Source organism: Halomonas sp. 141 (assembly GCF_002810305.1).
GTDB classification, from domain to species: domain Bacteria; phylum Pseudomonadota; class Gammaproteobacteria; order Pseudomonadales; family Halomonadaceae; genus Vreelandella; species Vreelandella stevensii.
This window is the reverse complement of the sequence record NZ_PINZ01000002.1, coordinates 123,159-143,173: the sequence shown is the minus strand read 5'-3', so window position 1 is coordinate 143,173 and position 20,015 is coordinate 123,159. Positions and strand designations below refer to the sequence as shown.

Here is a 20,015-nt window from a genome sequence, read left to right as displayed (position 1 = left end):
TTTGCTGCCTCAATAAACCTGATAGCGCAAGTCAATCTGCCTGGCGGCGCAGGAACGCGGGGATATCCAGATAGTCATCGGCATCGGCCGAACGACGTTTTTCAGGGCGTGGTTTGGCTGCTGCTTCCGGCGCTTCGGCACGCGCGGTAGCCTGTTGCCGCATGACGGTGGGCTGCTGCAATTTACGGTAGTCGGAGCCACCGGCATCTGCAGCGGAGCGGCGTGCCGGTTCGCGAGACACGGCCTTGGCCTTGCTGCCATCCAGGCCAGCCGCCACAACGGTCACGCGCAGCTCGTCGGACATTTCCATATCGATGGAAGTACCCACGACGATGGTGGCTTCCTGAGAGGCGAACTCCTGCACCGTGGCACCGACGTCATTGAATTCGCCAATGGATAGGTCGGGGCCAGCCGTGATGTTGACCAGAATGCCGCGGGCACCGTGCAGGTCGATATCTTCCAGCAGCGGGCTGCGGATGGCTTTTTCTGCAGCTTCTCGGGCACGGTTTTCACCAGTGGCACCGCCAGTGCCCATCATCGCCATACCCATTTCTGACATGACAGTACGCACGTCTGCGAAGTCGACGTTGATGATGCCCGGGCTGGTAATCAGCTCGGCAATGCCTTGCACCGCCCCCAGCAGCACGTCGTTGGCAGCGCTGAATGCCGTCAGCAAGGTTGCGTTCTTGCCCAGCACCGACAACAGTTTTTCGTTGGGGATGGTGATCAACGAGTCGACATGCTCGGAAAGCTCTTTCATGCCCTCCTCGGCCGCTCGCATACGCTTCGGCCCTTCGAACGGGAAGGGGCGCGTGACCACAGCAACCGTCAGGATACCCAGCTCCTTGGCGACCTGGGCAACTACTGGAGCGCCTCCTGTCCCCGTGCCACCGCCCATACCGGCAGTGATGAAGACCATGTCGGCGCCACTGAGCAGCTCGGCAATGCGATCTCGATCTTCCATCGCGGCCTGGCGACCCACCTCAGGGTTGGCGCCTGCGCCCAGCCCTTTGGTGATTTCCCCCCCCAACTGAAGCACCGTTTTTGCCGACACTCGCTTGAGCGCCTGTGCATCGGTGTTGGCGCAAATGAATTCGACGCCTTCGATGCTGCTCTCGACCATGTGGTTGACAGCATTACCGCCGCCGCCGCCAACACCGACGACTTTAATGACCGCACTGCTCGAGGGTGCGTTATCTACCAATTCGAACATAAGCCCCGTCTCCTGAACCGCGTCGCGGCCCTATCAGAAATTTCCTTTGAACCAGCCTTTGATTCTTGCCAGCGCCGAATGGCCATCCTTGATATCACGCCGGGCAAATTCACTGCGTCCTTTGTGTCCCGCAGCGCTTCCCCCGTGGCTTTCCAGGCCTTGCCCATGACGCGTTTCCTGCAGTGCATAGTGCAGCAAGCCAACGCCCGTCGCATAGATAGGATTACGAACCACATCTGCCAGGCCTCTGACATTTTGTGGGCAGGCAATACGAACCGGCATGTGAAAAATTTCTTCGGCCAATTCGCTGACACCTTCCATGCGTGAAGTGCCGCCGGTAAGCACCACACCCGCAGCCACCATATCTTCATAGCCACTGCGGCGTAATTCGTCTCTGACCAGCGTGAAGAGCTCTTCATAACGAGGCTCCACGACTTCCGCCAGTGCCTGGCGCGACAGATCTCGTGCCGCGCGATCACCCACGCTGGGCACCTTGATCATTTCATCGCTGGCCGCCAACTGCGTCAATGCGCAGGCGTATTTTACCTTGATTTCTTCCGCGTGCTGAGTGGGCGTACGCAGCGCCATGGCGATATCGTTGGTGACCTGATCACCGGCGATCGGAATCACTGCCGTATGGCGGATGGCGCCCTCACTGAAGATGGCCATGTCGGTGGTACCTCCACCGATATCGACCATACAGACACCCAGCTCGCGCTCGTCTTCGGTAAGCACTGCCATGCTGGACGCCAATTGCTCCAGGATAATGGCATCCACATCGAGACCGCACCGCCGCACGCACTTTTCGATGTTCTGTACGGCATTCAAGGCAGCCGTGACCAGATGCACTTGCGCCTCCAGACGAACCCCGGACATTCCCAGCGGTTCGCGGATGCCCCCTTGGGCGTCGATGGAAAACTCCTGGGGCAAGACATGCAGCACTCGTTGCCCTTCAGAGATAGCCCGAGCCCGTGCGGAATCGATGACCCGCTCGATATCGTAAGGAGTGACTTCACGCTCCTTGATGGCCACCACGCCGTCGGAGTTCATGGAGCTAATATGACTGCCTGCCACACCCACATAGACAGAGTGGATATCGCAGCCCGCCATCAGCTCTGCCTCTTCGACAGCACGCTGAATCGACTGCACCGTGGATTCGATATTGATGACCACTCCTCGCTTCATGCCGCGAGAAGGATGAGAACCGATACCGGCGATTTCAATCCCACCATCATCGGTGGGTTGACCGACTATCGCGACGACCTTGGACGTTCCAATGTCCAGCCCGACAACCATATTGGATGCGTTGGGTGAGCCTGCCATGAGTCGGTAAATCTCCTTGTCGTCGTTTTATAAGAACGGGGGTCGCCTTTTAACGCTTAAACGAAAAGCAGGCAAAACCCGAAGATAAAATAAATAAGTTGACTAAAACTGTATAGCGCCGCTAACCGCGACCGAACAATAAATACTGACCCACAGCATCGTCTGAGACATAGTATAGAAACAATAGCCACAATACGACTAGCCCAAACCAACGATAATTGGCCAGGAAAGCATTTTATACCCCATAAGCGGTTTTTTTAGCGGGCCTGCCTGCCTATTTACCCGCTTTTTTGCACATTGTACCTTATCGTGACTCGCCCTCCTCCTCCGGAACCTCGGTTTCACCGTGCCAGGCCACTGCCACACCATTGGGGTAGCGCAGATCGATGTAGCGGATATGCTCGCCCACGCTGCTCAGCTCACGCTGCCAGGAGGCCGATAGCCGGGCAAGTCGCTCCCCATGGTGACGACGCCCCAGCATTACCCAGGTACCCTGGTCGAGCTGAAGCCGCCAGGCGCCTCGGGGTTCCAAGCGCAGTTGCGCCAGGGTCAGCGACAGCCCGGCAAAGTGCGGTGCCAAACGCTGATAATAGGCCAGCACTTCCGCACTGCTTTCCTGGGGTCCCGCCAGGTCGGGCAATCCGGCAGGCACAGCAAGAGGCGCATAGGAGAAGGGTTCGCCTCTTGGATTAAGCAGAAAGTCGTCATTCCAGTGGGCTACCGGCGTCTGTTCTATCAATTCGAAGACCAGCGCATTGGGCCACTCTCGGGAGATTCGCACTTCATCCAGCCAACCAATCTCCAGGGCATTACGGCGCAGCTCGCCCAGGTCTGCCGACAGCCAAGTGATATTCTGGACCAGCGGGGCCAACTGTGAACGCAGATAGTCCGCGCTCACGTACTCCCACTCGCCTCGAATGGACACTCGCTCGATCGGGCGATCCAGCCAAAGCCATAGCGCTCGACTCCCCGCCCCCAGCAGCAATGCCAGTAGAACGATACCGAGCCACGCATTGCGCTTCTTCATAAAAAACTCATGCCATGCCCTGTCACGAATCGCGCGCCAGTGCCGTGGTTAAAATACGCATCACCAGCTGGTCGAAATCGATGCCAGCGTGGGCTGCTGCCTGTGGCACGAGGCTATGATCGGTCATGCCGGGCACGGTATTCACTTCGATCAGCCAGAAGCTGCCTGCCGCATCACGCATGACATCGATACGCCCCCAGCCTTCGCCACCCACGGCAAGGAAGGCCTCCTTGCACAGCGCAGCCAACGTCTGCTCGTCTTGTGCAGACAGGCCACAGGGCAAGTGGTACTGGGTGGTATTGGTCAGATACTTGGCTTCATAGTCATAAAACCCACCGGGCACCTCGACACGGATAGCAGGCAACACGTCATCGCCCAATAGTGCGACGGTGTATTCATCACCAGTAATAAAGCGCTCGGCCATGACCCTGGCATCGAAGGTAGCAGCCTGGGCATAGGCGGCTTTCAGCTCATCAAGGCTGCGGACGATACTAATGCCTAGAGTCGAGCCTTCGTGTACCGGCTTGACCATCATGGGTAGCCCTAGCTGAGCGACCACCGCCTCCCAGTCCGAAGCGGCATTCAGCATGATGCACTCCGGCGTGGGCAGGCCGACGGCTTGCCACACCTGCTTGGTACGCTGCTTGTCCATTCCCAGCGCCGAAGCCAGTACGCCACTGCCGGTGTAAGGCAAACCGAGCAGCTCCAATGCGCCCTGCAGCGCTCCATCTTCACCGCCACGCCCATGCAGTGCGATGAACACCGCGGTGGGATCGAGGCGCTCGAGGCCCGCCAGCCCACCCTCTTTGAGATCGTAACCCTGCGCATTCACGCCTTGACGCTGCAAGGCGCTCAACACGGCGGCACCACTCTTGAGCGACACCTCCCGCTCGGCCGACATGCCGCCGTAGACCACGACGACACGCTCCAGGCCAGCCTGCTGCGTTTGCCCTGATGTCATAGCACCACCTCTTTCATGACCAGCTTGGCTTGGGCAAGGCGCAGTGAAATACCACCCACATCGCCCGCGCCCTGGGTAATCAGAATATCGCCTGGACGCAGCACGTTGTTGAGCAGGGCAGGCAGCTCGTGCTTGTGCTCCACGAACAGCGGATCGACATCGCCACGTTGACGGATGGAGCCTGCCAGGGTCTTGCCTTCAGCACCCGGCACCACCGCCTCGCCAGCGCTGTACACGTCGAGCAGCACCAGCGTATCCACCTGAGACAGTACGCGCACGAAGTCTTCGTAGAGATCGCGGGTACGGCTGTAACGGTGGGGCTGGTAGAGCATCACCAGGCGGCGCTCGGGCCAGCCGGCACGCACCGCCTGAATGACCATATCCACTTCACGCGGATGGTGACCGTAATCGTCGACCAGCATGATCTCGCCTTCGCCGACCGGTGCCGGATAGTGGCCATGCACCTGAAAGCGCCGCCCTACGCCCGCAAACCCCATGAGACCGCGCTGAATGGCGTCATCACTGACTCCGGCGTCGGTCGCCACCACGATGGCCGCCATGGCGTTCAAGGCATTATGACGGCCAGGCATGGCCAGTCGAATGGCCAACGGAGGCGCGCCACCGGGCCGCAGTGCCGTGAAGGAGACTTCCCCAGCCTGCTGACTAAAATCCACGATGCGGTAATCGGCATCTTCATCGAAGCCGTAGGTCACGAACTGGCGCTTGATACGCTCGCACAGCCCGCGCACGTGGGGATCATCGATACACAGCACTGCCAGGCCGTAGAAAGGCAGATTGTGCAAGAACTCGATGAAGGTGTTTTTCAAACGTTCGAAGTCACCCCCATAAGTGGCCATGTGGTCAGCATCGATATTGGTGACGATCGACACCATGGGCTGAAGGTGAAGAAACGACGCGTCGGATTCGTCGGCCTCGGCCACCAGATAGTCGCCCTCCCCCAGGCGAGCATTGGCGCCTGCGCTGGTGAGTTTGCCACCGATCACGAAAGTTGGATCCAGGCCGCCCTCTGCCAACAGGGTAGCCGTCAGGCTGGTCGTGGTGGTCTTGCCGTGGGTACCGGCCACGGCAATGCCGTGACGAAAGCGCATCAGCTCGGCGAGCATCTCCGCACGCCGCACTACCGGCACGCGGTGGTCGTGCGCCCAGCGAATTTCAGGATTGGTTTCATCGATGGCACTGGAGACGACGACCACATCCGCGCCTTCCACGTTCTCCCTGGCGTGCCCAATGAACACGTCGACGCCGCACTGACGCAAACGCTCCACCACACTGGACGCTTTCATGTCACTGCCGCTGACCTGGTACCCCTGATTGGCGAGCACCTCGGCAATGCCGCACATGCCGGCACCGCCAATACCGACGAAATGAAGCCGCTGGATACGGCGCATACCCGGGCCGCTCGGGCCACTCAGCTGCGGCGACGTATGATTGACTGACTCGGTCACGCAGTTTCTCCTTGCTTCACCAGCGAGAGACAGCCTTCGGCCAGGCGCTCGGTCGCGTTCAAAGACGCGGCTTGACGTGCCTTGACGGCCATCTCTGCCAGGGTCTCTGGGTGGAGTAATTGTTCCAAAAGGTTACTTAAATAGTCAGCCGTCAGCTCAGCCTGTACGACACATAGCGCCGCACCCGCCTGAACCAGCACCTCGGCATTCACCCGCTGATGGTCGTCCACGGCAAAAGGAAACGGCACCAGCAGGGCGGGTTTGGCCGCCGCTGCCAGTTCGGCAATCGTCAGCGCACCGGCTCGGCAAACGACCAGATCCGCCCAGGCATAGGCCGCGGCCATATCATCGATGAAAGGCGAAACCTCGGCGACCACCGCCTGCTGAGCATAGGCGTCTGCCGTGGCGAGATCGCGCTCCTTGCCAGCCTGGTGACGCACCTCGGGACGTCGCTCCGGCGGCAGCGCAGCCAAGGCCACAGGCAGGCGCTCGTTCAACGCTACCGCGCCCAGGGAGCCGCCTACCACCAACAGGCGCAGCGGCCTGCCCTGCATGTCGGCCACCTGGCGGGGCTGCTCGCCCAGCGCGGCGATATCATCACGCACCGGGTTGCCGATCACCTCGGCACGCGTGCCAAACGCATTTTCGAACGCGGCATAGGTACGCGTGGCCAGGCGCGACAGCACCTTGTTGGTCAGCCCTGCCACGGCATTCTGTTCATGAATGACCAGCGGAATACCGGATAGCCGAGCCGCCAGACCGCCAGGCCCGCTGGCAAATCCACCCAGCCCTACCACGACATCCGGCTTGAAACGCTTGATGACACCACGTGCCTGGAGCACCGCGCGCGACAGGTTGAGCGGTGCCTTGAGCCAACCAGCGGCACCATTGCCGCGCAACCCACTGATCGCAATGGTATGCAGCAGAATGCCCGCCTCGGGCACCAGCCGGTTTTCAATTCCCCGTGGGCTACCCAACCACTCCACGGCAACCCCTTGGGACTGGAGAGCACGCGTCAGCGAGAGTGCAGGAATGACGTGCCCTCCCGTTCCTCCCGCCATGACCAAAACCCGTCGACCCGCATGTATCGCCACAAACAGCTCCTTGAATAATTACGTCAACCGCGGCTCTCGGCGAGCACGATAAGGCGTCGACAATCGGCGCGGGCGATGCCGAGTTTCTGCATCCACCCGGAGCAACAGTCCCACCATCATGCCAGTGACCAGCAGACTGGAGCCTCCGTAGCTGATCAGCGGCAGGGTCAGCCCTTTGGTCGGCAGCAAGCCAGCACTCACCGCCATATTGATAAACGCCTGAGCCGCCACGATAAAGCCGATCCCGTAGCTCACGTAGGCACCGAACAGATGCCCAGCCAGCTCTGCCCGTCGACCCACCCACATGGCCCGCACGATGAACAGGGTGAACAGCAGCACCACGGCTATCGCTCCAATCATGCCCAGCTCTTCGGCCACCACCGCAAAAATGAAGTCCGTATGGGCTTCGGGAAGATAGTGCAGCTTCTGCACGCTGTTGCCCAATCCGGTGCCAGTCACATGGCCACGTCCAAACGCGATCAATGCCTGCGTCAGCTGATACCCGGTGGCGAACTGGTCGGCCCAGGGGTCCAGGAAGCTGGTCCAGCGCGCCAGTCGATACGGCTCCATGACGACCATCATCACGGCACCAAACCCCAGCACCCCGCCACTGCCCAGCAACAGCGTCAGCGAAGCGCCGCTCATCATCAGCATGCCGATCACACACACGGCATATACGACCATGCCGCCGAAATCCGGGGCAAGAAACAGCAGGAAGGCAGGAATGGCCAGTACCGCCAAGGGGCGCCACATGGTAAAGGCGCGCTGGCGCAGTTCATAAGTGAATCGCGACATGAAGGCGGCCATGTAAAAGATCAGCCCCAGCTTGCCAAATTCCGAGACTTGCAGGCTGGGAAGCGGCCCTGGCAGGGCAATCCAACGCTTGCTGCCGTTGACCTCCTGGCCTACGGCCAGTACCACGACCAGCATGACAATGCTCAGCAACAACAGCAACGCCGCATTCTGGCGCCATAGCTCCAGCGGCACGCACACCATGAACAGGCATGCCAATATCGCCAGCAGCAAAAAAATGCCGTGCTGGCGAGCATAGTGATAGCTGTTTTCCAGTAGCCCTATCGACGCGGAGCTGACCATGACCCAGCCCAGTCCTGCCAACGCGACGGCGGCGACAATCAGCCAGACATCGCAAGGCAGGTGGCGGGTCGCCAGCGCTTCACGCAGTCGCTGCATCCTACTCATGGTTTCGTCGCTCATGGGGCACTCTCACGCTGTTTCTGCTCGATCCAGTCGCGAAACAGGTCGCCCCGCGCCTGGTAGTTGGCGAATTGGTCCAGGCTGGCACACGCTGGCGAGAGCAACACACAATCCCCTCGCTCGGCCAGCTGCCATGCGGCTTCCATCGCCTGTGTCAGCGTTTCGACACGCTGAGTGTGAAGGCAAGGGCCAAGCACGTTGTCGAGACGCTCGGCGTCTGCGCCGTAGAGCAGCGCGGCTTTTCCATGGTCCGCCAACGGCCCGGCCAGCGGCGTAAAGTCGGCTCCCTTACCCACGCCTCCCGCCAACAGAATGATCTTGCCAGTGAGCGCGACGCCAATACCATTGATGGCGGCCAGGGTCGCACCCACGTTGGTCCCTTTGGAGTCGTTGACCCAGCGAACCCCGTTCACCTCAGCAACGGTTTCGCTACGGTGCGGCAGCCCCTTGAACGTGGTCAACACCTCACACATGGCCTGACGATCAAACCCCAGCGCCCGGCCCATGGCCAACGCTGCCAGCGCGTTCAACTGATTGTGCTGACCAGTAATGGCCAGCTCATCCACCGCCAGCCACGGCGTCTCGCCGTGCATCAAATAGCGGCGTCCATCAATATCGGCCAGCCCCCAGTCACTACCGGCCGGAACACCCACACCAAAACGCTCGACACGGTCGAGGGCATCCAGAGGCCAGGTCATGGGGTCATCGGCGTTGACCACCGCGTGCTCGGCGCCCATGAAAATGCGCTGCTTGGCCTGACGGTAACCCGCCAAATCGCCATGACGGTCCAGATGATCATCGCATAAATTGAGAAACGCAGCCGACGCCGCTCCGAGGCGAGGCGTCGTTTCCAGTTGAAAGCTGGAGAGTTCGAGGATGAAGAGCTCGGCACCGGGATGGTCGGCCAACAGATCCAGAGCCGCCGTGCCCAGATTGCCCCCCACGGCGGCATTCACCCCCGAGGCCTTGGCCATTGCACCTAATAGCGTGGTCACCGTGGACTTGGCATTGGAGCCCGTAATCGCCGCCACCGGGGCACGCACCAGACGCCTGAACAGTGCCGTTTCACCCACCAGCATCGGCTCGCCGGTGGCAGGGTTGACTCGCTCCAACAGCCCGTCGAGGCCTGCCAAATGCGGGTCGACCCCCGGACTGACCACCACCTCGTACGCATCGCTGAAATCCAGCTCATTCAGCGGCCCACAGTGGCAATCAATCGCCGGATAACGCTGCTGGAACGCGGCGAGTCCAGGCGGCATCTCGCGGGTATCGGCCACCATGAAAGGCACTCCATGGCGGTCCAAATGGCGACAGATCGCCTGACCGGAAATGCCCAGTCCAACAACAACGGTAACACCCTGAGGTACCTTCACCATGAACGACTCCTTGGCCCGGGCTAGAGCGGCCTTGGCCACCGTGACACGACTACCCTGACACGACTACCCAATGACTAACGCACTTTCAGTGTGGCCAGTCCCAGCAGAACGAGGACAACGGTGATGATCCAGAAACGCACGATCACGCGCGGCTCAGGCCATCCCTTGAGTTCGTAATGGTGATGCAGCGGAGCCATGCGGAAGATACGGCGCCCCGTCAGCTTGTAGGAGCCGACCTGCAGAATGACCGATACGGTTTCCAGCACGAAAATACCGCCCATGATGAACAGCACGATCTCCTGGCGCACGATGACCGCCACCACGCCCAGGGCGGCCCCTAACGCCAGCGCACCCACATCGCCCATGAACACCTGGGCGGGATAGGTGTTGAACCACAGAAAGCCCAGGCCAGCACCGGCAATCGTGGCACAGAAAATGGCCAGCTCGCCGGTTCCCTGAATGAAGGGAATATGCAGGTAGTTGGCAAATACGGCATTGCCGCTGGCATAGGCAAACACCGCCAGCCCCATGGCTACCAGCACGGTGGGCATGATGGCCAGACCATCCAGGCCATCGGTCAGGTTGACGGCATTGGAGCTACCGACAATCACAAAATAGCTCAACACGATGTAGAACAAGCCCAACGGCAGCGCAACGTCCTTGAACAGCGGAATGAGCAGGCTGGTTTCGGCGGGCGTGGTGGCCGTGGCGTACAGAATGATGGCGGCTCCCAGGCCGACCACCGACTGCCAGAAATATTTCCAACGTGCTGGCAGCCCGCGGGGATTCTTTTCGACCACTTTGCGATAATCGTCGACCCACCCGATGGCGCCAAAGCCCAGCGTCACCAGCAGCACGATCCAGACGTAATAGTTGGTCAGGTCACCCCACAGCAAGGTGCTGATCGCAATCGCCAGCAGGATCATGGCGCCGCCCATGGTCGGCGTACCTGCCTTGGAAAGATGCGACTGTGGGCCGTCGTCGCGAACGGCCTGGCCAATCTGCCCTTCAACCAGTCGGCGTATCACCCAGGGCCCCAGCCAAAGGCACAGCATCAGCGCGGTGAGCGCGGCGAGAATGACGCGTAGCGTCAAATAATTGAACACCTGAAACGCAGATTGAAATTGAGCTAGAAAATTCGCCAAATGAAGTAACATGAACGGCGCTTACCTTGTGTCATCCGCACGCAGCGCAGCAATGACTCTTTCCATGCCGGCACTGCGCGATCCTTTCGCCAGCAGCGTGGCGTCGGGTGGCAGAGAATTAATAACATGACGCACTAGCGTCTCGTGGTCGTCGAAGTGCAGCCCGCGACCAAAGGCATCCGAGGCAGCCCTGGCTGCCTCGCCAACCGTCAACAGCATGTCCAGCCCCAGCGACGCAGCATAAGCGCCCACGTCAGCATGTAGCCGGTCGGACTCATCCCCCAGCTCCCCCATCGCGCCCAGGGCGCACCAGCGAGGGGCAGGAAAGCTCGCCAGGGCATCCAGAGCTGCCTTGACCGCGCCAGGGTTGGCGTTGTAAGTGTCGTCCAACAGCGTCGTGCCACGAATACCGGGCACCACGTTCATGCGGCCCTGCAATGCCGACAACCGATTCAGCCCAGCCACGACCTGCGGAGCGGGGACATTCAACGCCAGTGCGGCAGCGGCGGCAGCCAGGGCGTTACTGACATTATGCTTGCCGATCAGAGGTAGCGCTACGCGCCCCAACGGCTCACCGTCGACAACGAGCGTGAAAGCATAACGCCCCTGTGAGTCGCAGGAAAGAGCCGAAGCGTTTACGTCCGCATTGCCCTGCACCCCGTAGCTGACCACTCGGCGGGGGGCCGCACAGGCCGCCCAGAAAGGAAAGTAGCGATCATCGGCATTGATGATGGCCACGCCATCCTGATCGAGCCCTGACAGAATTTCGCTCTTGGCCTGGGCAATCTGCCCCATGCCACCAAACTCACCTACATGAGCGCCCGTCACGTTGGTGATGATGACCACCCTGGGGGCCGCCAACCCGGCCGTCCAGGCGATTTCACCCAAATGATTGGCCCCCAGTTCGATGACACCCGCCTGGTGCTGCGGCCCAAGACGCAACAGCGTCAGCGGCGCCCCAATATCGTTATTGAGGTTGCCGATGGTCGCCAACACCTCACCGAGTGGCGCCAACAGGGCTGCCACCATCTCCTTGACCGTGGTTTTTCCGCTATTCCCCGTGACCGCCACCAGCGGCAGCGTAAAGCGTCGCCGCCATGCGCCCGCCAACAGCCCTAATCCCAGCCGAGTATCCGGGCAGCACAATTGCGGCAGCGGGCTATCCACGGGATGCTCCACCAGTGCCGCTACGGCGCCCTGCTCTCGGGCTTGCTCGACGAAATCGTGGCCATCGAAGCGTGGGCCTTTCAAGGCAATGAACAGGCAACCCGGCACGATCTGGCGAGTGTCCGTCACTACCTGGCTGATCGACACGTCAGTCGCATCGTCTGCCAACGGAATACCCATCGCCGCAGCCACTCCGCCAAGGGTCCACATCAGCAGCCACCTCGCGCCCGAATGGCCTGCTGCACCTGCTCATCATCCTGGTAGGCGTGTCGAACGCCCTCGATTTCCTGATATGCTTCATGGCCCTTGCCAGCCACCAGCACCACATCCTGAGGACCTGCCTGAGCCACGGCATGCAGGATGGCCTGACGCCGATCACCAATCTCTTTCACCCGCTGCGGCTCGTGAAAACCCGCCAAAATTTGCTGACGAATCTGGGCGGCAGATTCACGGCGGGGGTTGTCATCGGTCACCACCACACAGTCAGCCAGACGTTCGGCCACTTTGGCCATTTCCGAACGCTTGCCGGTATCGCGCTCACCACCACAGCCAAACAGGCACCACAGTTTTCCCTGCCCCCCCAAATGGTCGCGCAGGGCTTCCAGCGCATTTTGTAGCGCGTCAGGAGTGTGGGCATAGTCCACCACCACACAAGGCGCTTCGCCACCGCCAAAGCGCGTCATACGACCCGGCACCGGGCTTAACTTCGCCGCCGCCTCAAACAGCGCATCCAGCGACTCACCCAGCCCGTACAACACGCTAATGGCCAGCAGCACGTTATCCAGGTTAAAACGCCCCATCAACGGCAACTCAAGTGCTTTTTCGCCTTCGGGCGTGGCAACCAGAGCCTGTTGACCGGTTTCCAACGGATGCCAATCGAGAATACGCAGCGTCACCGCCTCATCGCTACCCGTGGCCAGCACGCGCACGTGGGGCTCACACCCCGCCAGCATCAGCCGAGCCAGAGGATCGTCACCGTTGACCACCGCCAGGGTCAGCTCAGGACGACGGAACAGCTTGGCCTTGGCGGCAGCATAGGCCGCCATGCTGCCGTGATAGTCCAGATGATCTCGGGTCAGATTGGTGAACACGCCGACCGTCACGTTCACTGACTCCAGACGGTGCTGGTCCAGCGCGTGGGAGGAAGCCTCCAGCGCCACGCGCTGGACACCTTGGCGCCCTAACTGCCCCAGAGTAGCCTGCAACGCCAGCGGCCCGGGCGTGGTCAGCCCGGTATCCATTAGCTGCCCCGGGCGTCCAACGCCCAGGGTACCTATCACTCCAGCCGGGATGCCCAGTAGTTCGCTCAATACCGCCACATAGTGCGTGACCGAACTCTTGCCGTTGGTTCCCGTGACCGCAATCACCTCCAGGTCGTCAGGCACTTGATAAAGTGAGCGGCCCAGCTCACCCAGCCGCCGTGCCAGATGAGGTAGTGAAAGCACCTTGCCCTGCAGCGTCAGCTCGGCCTGCCGCGTATGCGCCAGCACCAGCGAGGCACCGCCCTCCAGCGCCTGGTCGATATACTCACGGCCATCCCCTTGGCTACCGGGCACCGCCACGAAGACACTCCCTTCTGCCACCTTGCGCGAATCGGTCACCAGATCGAGCGACACGGGCAGCGGTGGCAGCTCGGGCAAGTCGGCACCCGGCCACACCGCCTTCAGGGCGGCCCGAAACTGGTCGAGGCTCACAGTCATGCCTACTCCTTGAAAGCTATTCAACGTCATGATCGGGCGGCACATCCAGCAGACGTAGCGCGTTGCCGGTGACGCTGGAAAATACGGGGGCCGCCACTGCCCCGCCATAAAACTGCCCCGCCTGGGGGTTATCGATCATCACCACCGTGACGATGCGCGGATCAGAGATAGGGGCAATGCCAGCAAAGACGCTGCGGTAGGCATCCGTGGCGTAACCCTGCTGACCGGTCTTGCGTACCGTACCGGTCTTGCCACCCACCCGGTAGCCCTCGACCCGCGCACGCCGCCCACCAGAGTAGGCTCCCACGGACGTTTCCAGCACGTCCAAAAGATCATCTGCAACGCTGGGCGAAATAGCCGGAATACCAGGGGGAGGTTCGGACAACCTCAATAGCGAGGGCGGCAGGCGCTCGCCGCCGTTGGCCAATGCCGTGTAAGCACTGGCGATCTGTAGCGCAGAAGTCGATAAGCCATAGCCATAGGAGAGCGCCGCACGCTCACTGCGCGACCACCGCACCGGCGCCGGGAGACTACCCGTGGACTCGCCAGGAAAACCGGTGCCCGGTCCCTGCCCAAAGCCCAACTGATTGTACTTTTCCCAGATCGCCGTATCGCTGAGCTGAAGCGCCAGCCGCGACATGCCGATATTGGAGGACTTTTCCAGAATACCCGCCAGATCCAACTGCCCGTAATTACGGATATCACGGATGGTGAACTGGTCGATGCGCATCCAGCCCGGTGAGGTATCGACCACCACATCGCGGTCGAACACGCCGCTTTCGAGAATGGCTGCCATAGCCAGTGGCTTCATGACCGAGCCAGGCTCGAACACATCCACCAGGGCCTGATTACGCAGCCCCCGAGGGTCGAGTCCGGCGCGGTTATTGGGATTGTAGGAGGGCAGATTGGCCATGGCCAGCACCTCGCCCGTGCGTGCATCCATCATGACCAGCACGCCGCCGTCTGCCTCATGTTCGGTCACGGCGGCGCGCAGCTCACGATAGGCCATGTACTGAATGCGCTGGTCGATGGAAAGCGTCAACTCGCCCCCTGGCTGGGCATCACGGATCACCCCCAGCTCACGCACCAAACGACCCCGCCGATCCTTGATGACGCGCCGCTGACCGGGGTGACCTGCCAGATAAGGTTGGTAGGCAAGCTCCAGCCCCTCCTGCCCCACGTCATCGACGTTGGTGACGCCCAGCAGCTGGGCCACCACTTCCCCTGCCGGGTAATAGCGCTTGTATTCCCGCTGCGGATACACCCCGGGGGTACGCAGATCCAGCACTCGCTGAGCAGCTTCCGGGGTCATATGGCGACGCAGATACATGAACTCTCGACTGGCAAAGCGCGCGACCCGGGCATCGAAATCATCCAACGACATCCCCAGTGCCTGGGCCAGCATGACTCGCTGAATGGCATCGCCAGGCAGCTCTTGCGGATTGGCCCACAGGGTCACCACAGGCGTCGAGATGGCCAATGGCTCCCCATTGCGGTCGGTGATCATGCCGCGGTGTGCTGGAATGGCTTCATGACGCAGGGTGCGCGCGTCACCTTGGCTTTGCAAAAAGGGTCGGTCGATGACCTGGAGCAGCGTGATACGGCCAATCAGAATGGCAGAGGCCAGCCCTACCACCAGCAAGATGAAAAAGAAACGACCGCCAGCCAAGGGCGGTGCAATGGGATATTGACGGGACTTCCCTCCCCGACCTTCGCGTCTCATGGACGAATAACCTCAACATCGTTGACGTCTGGAATACGCATTTCTAGCCGTTCCGTGGCAATTTGCTCGATGCGTGCCGGTGTCGACCAGGCACCCTCTTCCAATAACAGCTGCCCCCACTCGGTTTGCAGCTGGTTCTTCTCCTGTTCCAGACGCTGCAACTCGGCAAACTGCACCCGAGTCATGTGGGTGGTCATCACCACCGACAACGCCGTCAGCAGACATAAGGCAAACAGGGCGAGCAACACCAGCGGCCAGAGACGCAGGCGCACTTGAAATGGCCACTCGGCCTGCAACGTGGATAGCCATCGTTCGAAGCGCTCGAGACTCATGATCACGCTCGCTTACGGGCGGCACGCATGACGGCGCTGCGGGCACGCGGGTTGGCATCCACTTCTTCATCGCTAGGGCGACTTCCCTTGCCCAGGGCTTCGAGACGGCGATTCAACTGATCATCACGGATGGGAACGCCGCGCGGCAAGTGGGTATCTCCCCGGACATGGTGGCGGATGAAGCGCTTGACGCGACGGTCTTCCAGCGAATGAAAGCTAATGACCACCAGATGCCCCCCCGGCGCCAAAGCCTCCAGGGCTGCGTCCAACGCGCTATCCAGCTGCTCCAGTTCGCCGTTGAGGTAAATACGCAGCCCCTGAAACGCTTTGGTTGCCGGATGTCGGCCCTTCTCCCAGGCGGGATGGGCTGCCTTGAGGACGTCGGCCAGATCCACGGTGTGCGTGAAAGGTTGCTCGACGCGCCGCTTGACCACGGCATTGGCCAACCGCCTGGCGTAGCGCTCTTCGCCATAGGTCTTGAAGACGCTGGCTATCTCGGATTCGCTGGCACGGGCCAGAAAGCTTGCTGCACTCTCGCCTTGCGTGGGGTCCATGCGCATGTCCAACGGGCCATTGCGCATGAAGCTGAAACCACGCTCGGGATCGTCCAACTGCGGCGACGACACGCCGATATCCAGCAGGATGCCCGACAACCGACCATGCACGCCCTGCTCTTGGGCGAATTCCGCCAGCCGCGCAAATTCACGACGGGTGATCTCAAAACGCGAGTCGGTGATTTCCGCAGCGGCGGCAATGGCCTGTGGGTCGCGGTCCATGGCCAACAAGCGGCCCTGTTCACTCAACCGCGACAGGATGAGACGCGAGTGCCCCCCGCGGCCGAACGTGCCGTCCAGATAGACACCGTCGGGATCATGGATCAACGCATCGACGGCCCCGTCCAATAACACGCTGGTGTGACGAAAACGGGAAGCGACCTGATCGGCGTCGGCAGAAGGCATGTTACTCTCACACAAAATTTGGAAAGGCGTGCCCTGCACGCCTTTCATGGAAATGGGGAGTCGGCCGATAAGCCGGGTTCTGTCGTGGACAGTCATTCCTCTAGGCGCTGCGTCACCACAGCGCTCAAGCAACCTACCCGGACCCAGCGCGGGCCACGCCATTGGGTCCCTATTTGGTCTTGCTCCGAGTGGGGTTTACCATGCCACGCACTGTTACCAGGCGCGCGGTGCGCTCTTACCGCACCCTTTCACCCTTACCGGCTCCTGAGGTTGATGTCAGAAGCTTAGGCGGTCTACTCTCTGCTGCACTTTCCGTCGGCTCTCGCCGCCCAGGCGTTACCTGGCACTCTGCCCTGTGGAGCCCGGACTTTCCTCCCCCAACGGCTCTTGCGAGCATATTAGCGGCGACTGTCTGGCCAACTCCGGCGGCAAGCATACCAGCGCCCCGCCCTGGCCTCAATGCTCGCCTTTGATTGCCTGCAATCTGGCATACCACTGCTGCTTGCGCCCCCCCATCAATCGCGCCGCCACCGCCGCTCCCTGCTTGACCCCGACACCTTCGGCCAATAGCGCCGCCAGCAGAGCATCTGCCTCCACGGACTGCTCATCACCCCGCTCGACGGGCGCCGCTCCGGCAATGACGATCACGAACTCACCACGCGCCTGATTGGCATCCTGCTCCATCTGTTCCAGCAGCTGCGCAGGGGTTCCCTGCAAAAACGTCTCGAAAGTCTTGGTCAGCTCCCTGGCCAGCACCACGCTGCGCTCGGGCATCTGCTCTGCCAGCGCCTCCAGCGTCGCCAGGATACGATGAGGCGACTCGTAAAACACCAGCGTCTCCTCCCGGGCCACCCACCGCTCCAGCGCCTGGCGCCTGCCACTGGACTTGGCAGGCAAAAAACCGCCAAAGGTGAAGCGATCCGTGGGCAGGCCAGCCGCCGACAGCGCCGCGATCAAGGCACAAGGACCGGGCAAGGGCACCACATGACGCCCACGCGCACGCAGCTCGCGCACCAGCACGAATCCCGGATCACAGATCAGCGGCGTGCCGGCATCACTGATCAGAGCGATGTCTTCCCCTGCCACAAGATAACGATCCAGGCTATCCACGCGCTGCACTTCGTTATGCTCATGCAGTGATATCATGGGGGTATTGACCCCCAGATGGGCCAACAAACGTCCGCTATGGCGCGTATCCTCGGCGGCGATGCGCGCCACACTGGCAAGTATCCGAGCGGCGCGAGGCGACAGATCGTCCAAATTCCCAATTGGCGTAGCAACCACGTACAATGTGCCCGGAGGTTGGTGTGTCATCGTGACTCCCGATTTATTAATAGCTTGCCCTGACGGTGCGCTATGCTTACTCAACGTGAGATCAACCTGCTCATAGGCCGCGACAGCGCAAATGGAAACTAAGGAAGGATACATGAAACAGTCACTTCGTGGCCTGTTGGCCACTGCCTTCATGGCACTTCTCATCACCGGGTGTGCCATGCAGCCGCCCAGCGTCGTTGACCGAGCCCCCGATCAGGACGCAGGACGACTGCTCAGCCAGGCAGAGCAGCAGGCTCCCGAACAGGCTGCCCAAACGCGCCTGGAAGCGGCCAACATCCTGGCCCGCCAGGGCCAGCGAGAAAGTGCCTTCGAAGCCGCCAGCAGCATCGACGAAGCCCAGCTGGGCGATACTGACCGTTTACGCTGGGCCATGCTGTTTTCGGAACTGGCCCGCGGCATGAACGACCCGCAAGCGGTCCTGCGCGCCACGCAAGTGCTGGATGATGAGCTGCCCATGCAAGCCAACCAGCAGCAAACGCTGGCAGAGCGCCGTCAATGGGCCCAGGAAGCGCTGGATCAGCGTCCTGACGAGGTACAGGTCGCACTGCCGGAGCTGGAAGGCACCGATGTGCGACGCATTGCCGTGGCCCTGCCGGAATCCGGCCCTCTGAGCAGCGTGGCCAGCACGCTGACCACGGCCATGCGTCGCCACAATGAAATCAGTAATGATGGCGTACAGCTGACCTTCATCGACGCCTCTCAGTACTCTCTGGATGAAATCTACAGCCGTGCCGAGCAGATGAACGCACAGCTGCTGATCGGCCCACTCGACAAGGAGCAGGTGACCCAGCTGGAGGAGCGCGACAGCGTTCCACTTCCTACGCTGGCGCTCAACTACGGGCACAACTCCAGTAACCAGGCCCAGCGCCTGCTGCAGTATGGCCTGTCAGCGGAAGACGAAGCGCGCCAGGCAGCTCGCCGTGCTTATCAGGACGGGCACCGCCAGGTAGCCGTCATGGTGCCGGATAATGACTGGGGCCGCCGAGTAGGCGAAGCCTTCTGGAACGAGTACCAGCGTCTGGGCGGAGAAGTCACCAATGCCGTGCGCTACAACCCGAGCAGCCCGGTGTCCAATGCGGTACAAACAGCGCTGAATGTCAGCGGCGAACGGGCTCGTCTGGGTAACATCGACGCCCTGTTCCTGCTCGCCCTACCTGACTATGCACGCCAGGTACCGCCCACCATGGATTACTATTACGCCCCTGACCTGCCGATCTACGCCACCTCGCACCTGCATGAAGGCCGCCGACAGACTCGTCTGGACCAGGACCTCAACGACGTCATGTTCATGGACATCCCCTGGCAGATTCCTGATGCGGCTGTCGGCGGAGAAGAAGTCCTGCCTTTCTACGCTACCTACCAGCAGCTGCGCGACGAGTCCGACGCCTCCATGTTCCGCCTCATGGCCATGGGCGTCGATGCCTACGAGCTGGCCAAACGCATGTCGGACCTCTCGGACATCAATGGCCTTAACGGCAGCACCGGTCGCATGTCATTGGCCAGCGACGGCCGCATTCACCGTGAACTCCCTTGGGCAAAATTCCAGAACGGCACTCCCGCCCCCATCCTGATCCCAGGCCTCTTGGGCAATGAGCCGTAGCCCGCAAAGCGCACGCTACCGAGGAGCAGCCATTGAGCGAATCGCCGCTCAATGGCTGCAGGAGCAAGGCCTTCGACTGGTGAGCAGCAACCACCATGTGAAGGGCGGCGAACTGGACCTGGTGATGTATGATCGGGATACTTTGGTGTTTATCGAGGTCAAACATCGCGCCACCACGGAGCACGGGCACCCGCTGGAGACCGTGACGGCACAGAAACGTCGCCGACTGGTACGCGCCGCCATGCTCTATCTTGCAAGGCACGACCTCGACTGCCCCTGCCGCTTTGATATTCTAGCGATCACAGGCATGCCGCCCGCGCTGACGTTCGAATGGGAACAAGCGGCATTTGACGCTTATTAATACTCTATAACCGGGAAG

The 20,015-nt window shown here is 61.1% G+C and carries 17 protein-coding genes and 1 other RNA gene; 2 read left to right on the top strand and 16 right to left on the bottom strand.

Annotated elements, in window-relative coordinates; genetic code table 11:
- Nucleotides 1-31: 31 nt before the first annotated feature.
- The 16 genes from ftsZ to rsmI form a co-directional block, all read right to left on the bottom strand.
- Complete coding sequence (gene ftsZ, locus CWI66_RS02050) at nucleotides 32-1,213, bottom strand: cell division protein FtsZ (protein WP_100730790.1); 1,182 nt, start codon at nucleotides 1,211-1,213, stop codon at nucleotides 32-34.
- Nucleotides 1,214-1,246: 33 nt separating this feature from the next.
- Nucleotides 1,247-2,536 (bottom strand): cell division protein FtsA, encoded by a 1,290-nt coding sequence (ftsA, locus tag CWI66_RS02045; RefSeq protein ID WP_039177368.1) that lies wholly within the window; start codon nucleotides 2,534-2,536, stop codon nucleotides 1,247-1,249.
- 304 nt (nucleotides 2,537-2,840) lie between these two features.
- Nucleotides 2,841-3,563, bottom strand: coding sequence for a cell division protein FtsQ/DivIB (locus CWI66_RS02040; RefSeq protein WP_100730789.1), 723 nt, complete (start codon nucleotides 3,561-3,563; stop codon nucleotides 2,841-2,843).
- Nucleotides 3,564-3,585: 22 nt separating this feature from the next.
- Nucleotides 3,586-4,524, bottom strand: a complete 939-nt coding sequence (locus CWI66_RS02035) for a D-alanine--D-alanine ligase (protein WP_100730788.1) — start codon at nucleotides 4,522-4,524, stop codon at nucleotides 3,586-3,588.
- Nucleotides 4,521-5,933 (bottom strand): UDP-N-acetylmuramate--L-alanine ligase, encoded by a 1,413-nt coding sequence (gene murC / locus CWI66_RS02030; protein WP_100730813.1) that lies wholly within the window; start codon nucleotides 5,931-5,933, stop codon nucleotides 4,521-4,523. Before murC ends, CWI66_RS02035 begins: the two co-directional genes overlap by 4 nt.
- Nucleotides 5,934-5,986: 53 nt before the next feature.
- A complete protein-coding gene (gene murG, locus CWI66_RS02025) occupies nucleotides 5,987-7,084 on the bottom strand; it encodes an undecaprenyldiphospho-muramoylpentapeptide beta-N-acetylglucosaminyltransferase (protein WP_269799664.1) in 1,098 nt (365 codons plus the stop codon).
- An 18-nt stretch (nucleotides 7,085-7,102) separates the two neighbouring features.
- The gene (ftsW, locus tag CWI66_RS02020) at nucleotides 7,103-8,284 is read right to left on the bottom strand and encodes a putative lipid II flippase FtsW (protein ID WP_026001648.1); all 1,182 of its coding nucleotides are present in this window, start codon (nucleotides 8,282-8,284) and stop codon (nucleotides 7,103-7,105) included.
- Between the two features lie 11 nt (nucleotides 8,285-8,295).
- Complete coding sequence (gene murD, locus CWI66_RS02015) at nucleotides 8,296-9,675, bottom strand: UDP-N-acetylmuramoyl-L-alanine--D-glutamate ligase (protein WP_016913517.1); 1,380 nt, start codon at nucleotides 9,673-9,675, stop codon at nucleotides 8,296-8,298.
- A gap of 74 nt (nucleotides 9,676-9,749) precedes the next feature.
- Nucleotides 9,750-10,832, bottom strand: coding sequence for a phospho-N-acetylmuramoyl-pentapeptide-transferase (gene mraY, locus CWI66_RS02010; protein ID WP_016913516.1), 1,083 nt, complete (start codon nucleotides 10,830-10,832; stop codon nucleotides 9,750-9,752).
- A gap of 9 nt (nucleotides 10,833-10,841) precedes the next feature.
- A complete protein-coding gene (locus CWI66_RS02005) occupies nucleotides 10,842-12,200 on the bottom strand; it encodes a UDP-N-acetylmuramoyl-tripeptide--D-alanyl-D-alanine ligase (protein ID WP_100730787.1) in 1,359 nt (452 codons plus the stop codon).
- Complete coding sequence (locus CWI66_RS02000; RefSeq protein ID WP_100730786.1) at nucleotides 12,197-13,687, bottom strand: UDP-N-acetylmuramoyl-L-alanyl-D-glutamate--2,6-diaminopimelate ligase; 1,491 nt, start codon at nucleotides 13,685-13,687, stop codon at nucleotides 12,197-12,199. Before CWI66_RS02000 ends, CWI66_RS02005 begins: the two co-directional genes overlap by 4 nt.
- A gap of 16 nt (nucleotides 13,688-13,703) precedes the next feature.
- The gene (locus tag CWI66_RS01995; RefSeq protein WP_026001646.1) at nucleotides 13,704-15,410 is read right to left on the bottom strand and encodes a peptidoglycan D,D-transpeptidase FtsI family protein; all 1,707 of its coding nucleotides are present in this window, start codon (nucleotides 15,408-15,410) and stop codon (nucleotides 13,704-13,706) included.
- The gene (gene ftsL / locus CWI66_RS01990) at nucleotides 15,407-15,742 is read right to left on the bottom strand and encodes a cell division protein FtsL (RefSeq protein WP_100730785.1); all 336 of its coding nucleotides are present in this window, start codon (nucleotides 15,740-15,742) and stop codon (nucleotides 15,407-15,409) included. The genes CWI66_RS01995 and ftsL overlap by 4 nt, the downstream gene beginning before the upstream one ends.
- A gap of 2 nt (nucleotides 15,743-15,744) precedes the next feature.
- Nucleotides 15,745-16,701 (bottom strand): 16S rRNA (cytosine(1402)-N(4))-methyltransferase RsmH, encoded by a 957-nt coding sequence (rsmH, locus tag CWI66_RS01985; protein WP_157808940.1) that lies wholly within the window; start codon nucleotides 16,699-16,701, stop codon nucleotides 15,745-15,747.
- Between the two features lie 52 nt (nucleotides 16,702-16,753).
- Nucleotides 16,754-17,125: RNase P RNA component class A (gene rnpB / locus CWI66_RS01980), an RNA gene on the bottom strand.
- 32 nt (nucleotides 17,126-17,157) lie between these two features.
- Nucleotides 17,158-18,015 (bottom strand): 16S rRNA (cytidine(1402)-2'-O)-methyltransferase, encoded by an 858-nt coding sequence (gene rsmI / locus CWI66_RS01975; RefSeq protein ID WP_100730783.1) that lies wholly within the window; start codon nucleotides 18,013-18,015, stop codon nucleotides 17,158-17,160.
- Between the two features lie 112 nt (nucleotides 18,016-18,127).
- Between rsmI and CWI66_RS01970 the strand changes: the two genes are divergently transcribed.
- Nucleotides 18,128-19,636: a penicillin-binding protein activator gene (locus CWI66_RS01970; protein ID WP_016913509.1), complete on the top strand. Its 1,509-nt coding sequence runs from the start codon at nucleotides 18,128-18,130 to the stop codon at nucleotides 19,634-19,636.
- Nucleotides 19,626-19,997, top strand: a complete 372-nt coding sequence (locus CWI66_RS01965) for a YraN family protein (protein WP_016913508.1) — start codon at nucleotides 19,626-19,628, stop codon at nucleotides 19,995-19,997. The genes CWI66_RS01970 and CWI66_RS01965 overlap by 11 nt, the downstream gene beginning before the upstream one ends.
- Nucleotides 19,998-20,015: the final 18 nt, after the last annotated feature.

Bases quoted from the DNA above. Each gene is read 5' to 3' on its own strand.
- ftsZ (WP_100730790.1), bottom strand. From the start codon at position 1,213: ATGTTCGAATTGGTAGATAACGCACCCTCGAGCAGTGCGGTCATTAAA.
- ftsA (WP_039177368.1), bottom strand. From the start codon at position 2,536: ATGGCAGGCTCACCCAACGCATCCAATATGGTTGTCGGGCTGGACATT.
- CWI66_RS02040 (WP_100730789.1), bottom strand. From the start codon at position 3,563: ATGAAGAAGCGCAATGCGTGGCTCGGTATCGTTCTACTGGCATTGCTG.
- CWI66_RS02035 (WP_100730788.1), bottom strand. From the start codon at position 4,524: ATGACATCAGGGCAAACGCAGCAGGCTGGCCTGGAGCGTGTCGTCGTG.
- murC (WP_100730813.1), bottom strand. From the start codon at position 5,933: ATGCGCCGTATCCAGCGGCTTCATTTCGTCGGTATTGGCGGTGCCGGC.
- ftsW (WP_026001648.1), bottom strand. From the start codon at position 8,284: ATGAGTAGGATGCAGCGACTGCGTGAAGCGCTGGCGACCCGCCACCTG.
- murD (WP_016913517.1), bottom strand. From the start codon at position 9,675: ATGGTGAAGGTACCTCAGGGTGTTACCGTTGTTGTTGGACTGGGCATT.
- mraY (WP_016913516.1), bottom strand. From the start codon at position 10,832: ATGTTACTTCATTTGGCGAATTTTCTAGCTCAATTTCAATCTGCGTTT.
- CWI66_RS02000 (WP_100730786.1), bottom strand. From the start codon at position 13,687: ATGACTGTGAGCCTCGACCAGTTTCGGGCCGCCCTGAAGGCGGTGTGG.
- CWI66_RS01995 (WP_026001646.1), bottom strand. From the start codon at position 15,410: ATGAGACGCGAAGGTCGGGGAGGGAAGTCCCGTCAATATCCCATTGCA.
- ftsL (WP_100730785.1), bottom strand. From the start codon at position 15,742: ATGAGTCTCGAGCGCTTCGAACGATGGCTATCCACGTTGCAGGCCGAG.
- rsmH (WP_157808940.1), bottom strand. From the start codon at position 16,701: ATGCCTTCTGCCGACGCCGATCAGGTCGCTTCCCGTTTTCGTCACACC.
- rsmI (WP_100730783.1), bottom strand. From the start codon at position 18,015: ATGACACACCAACCTCCGGGCACATTGTACGTGGTTGCTACGCCAATT.
- CWI66_RS01970 (WP_016913509.1), top strand. From the start codon at position 18,128: ATGAAACAGTCACTTCGTGGCCTGTTGGCCACTGCCTTCATGGCACTT.
- CWI66_RS01965 (WP_016913508.1), top strand. From the start codon at position 19,626: ATGAGCCGTAGCCCGCAAAGCGCACGCTACCGAGGAGCAGCCATTGAG.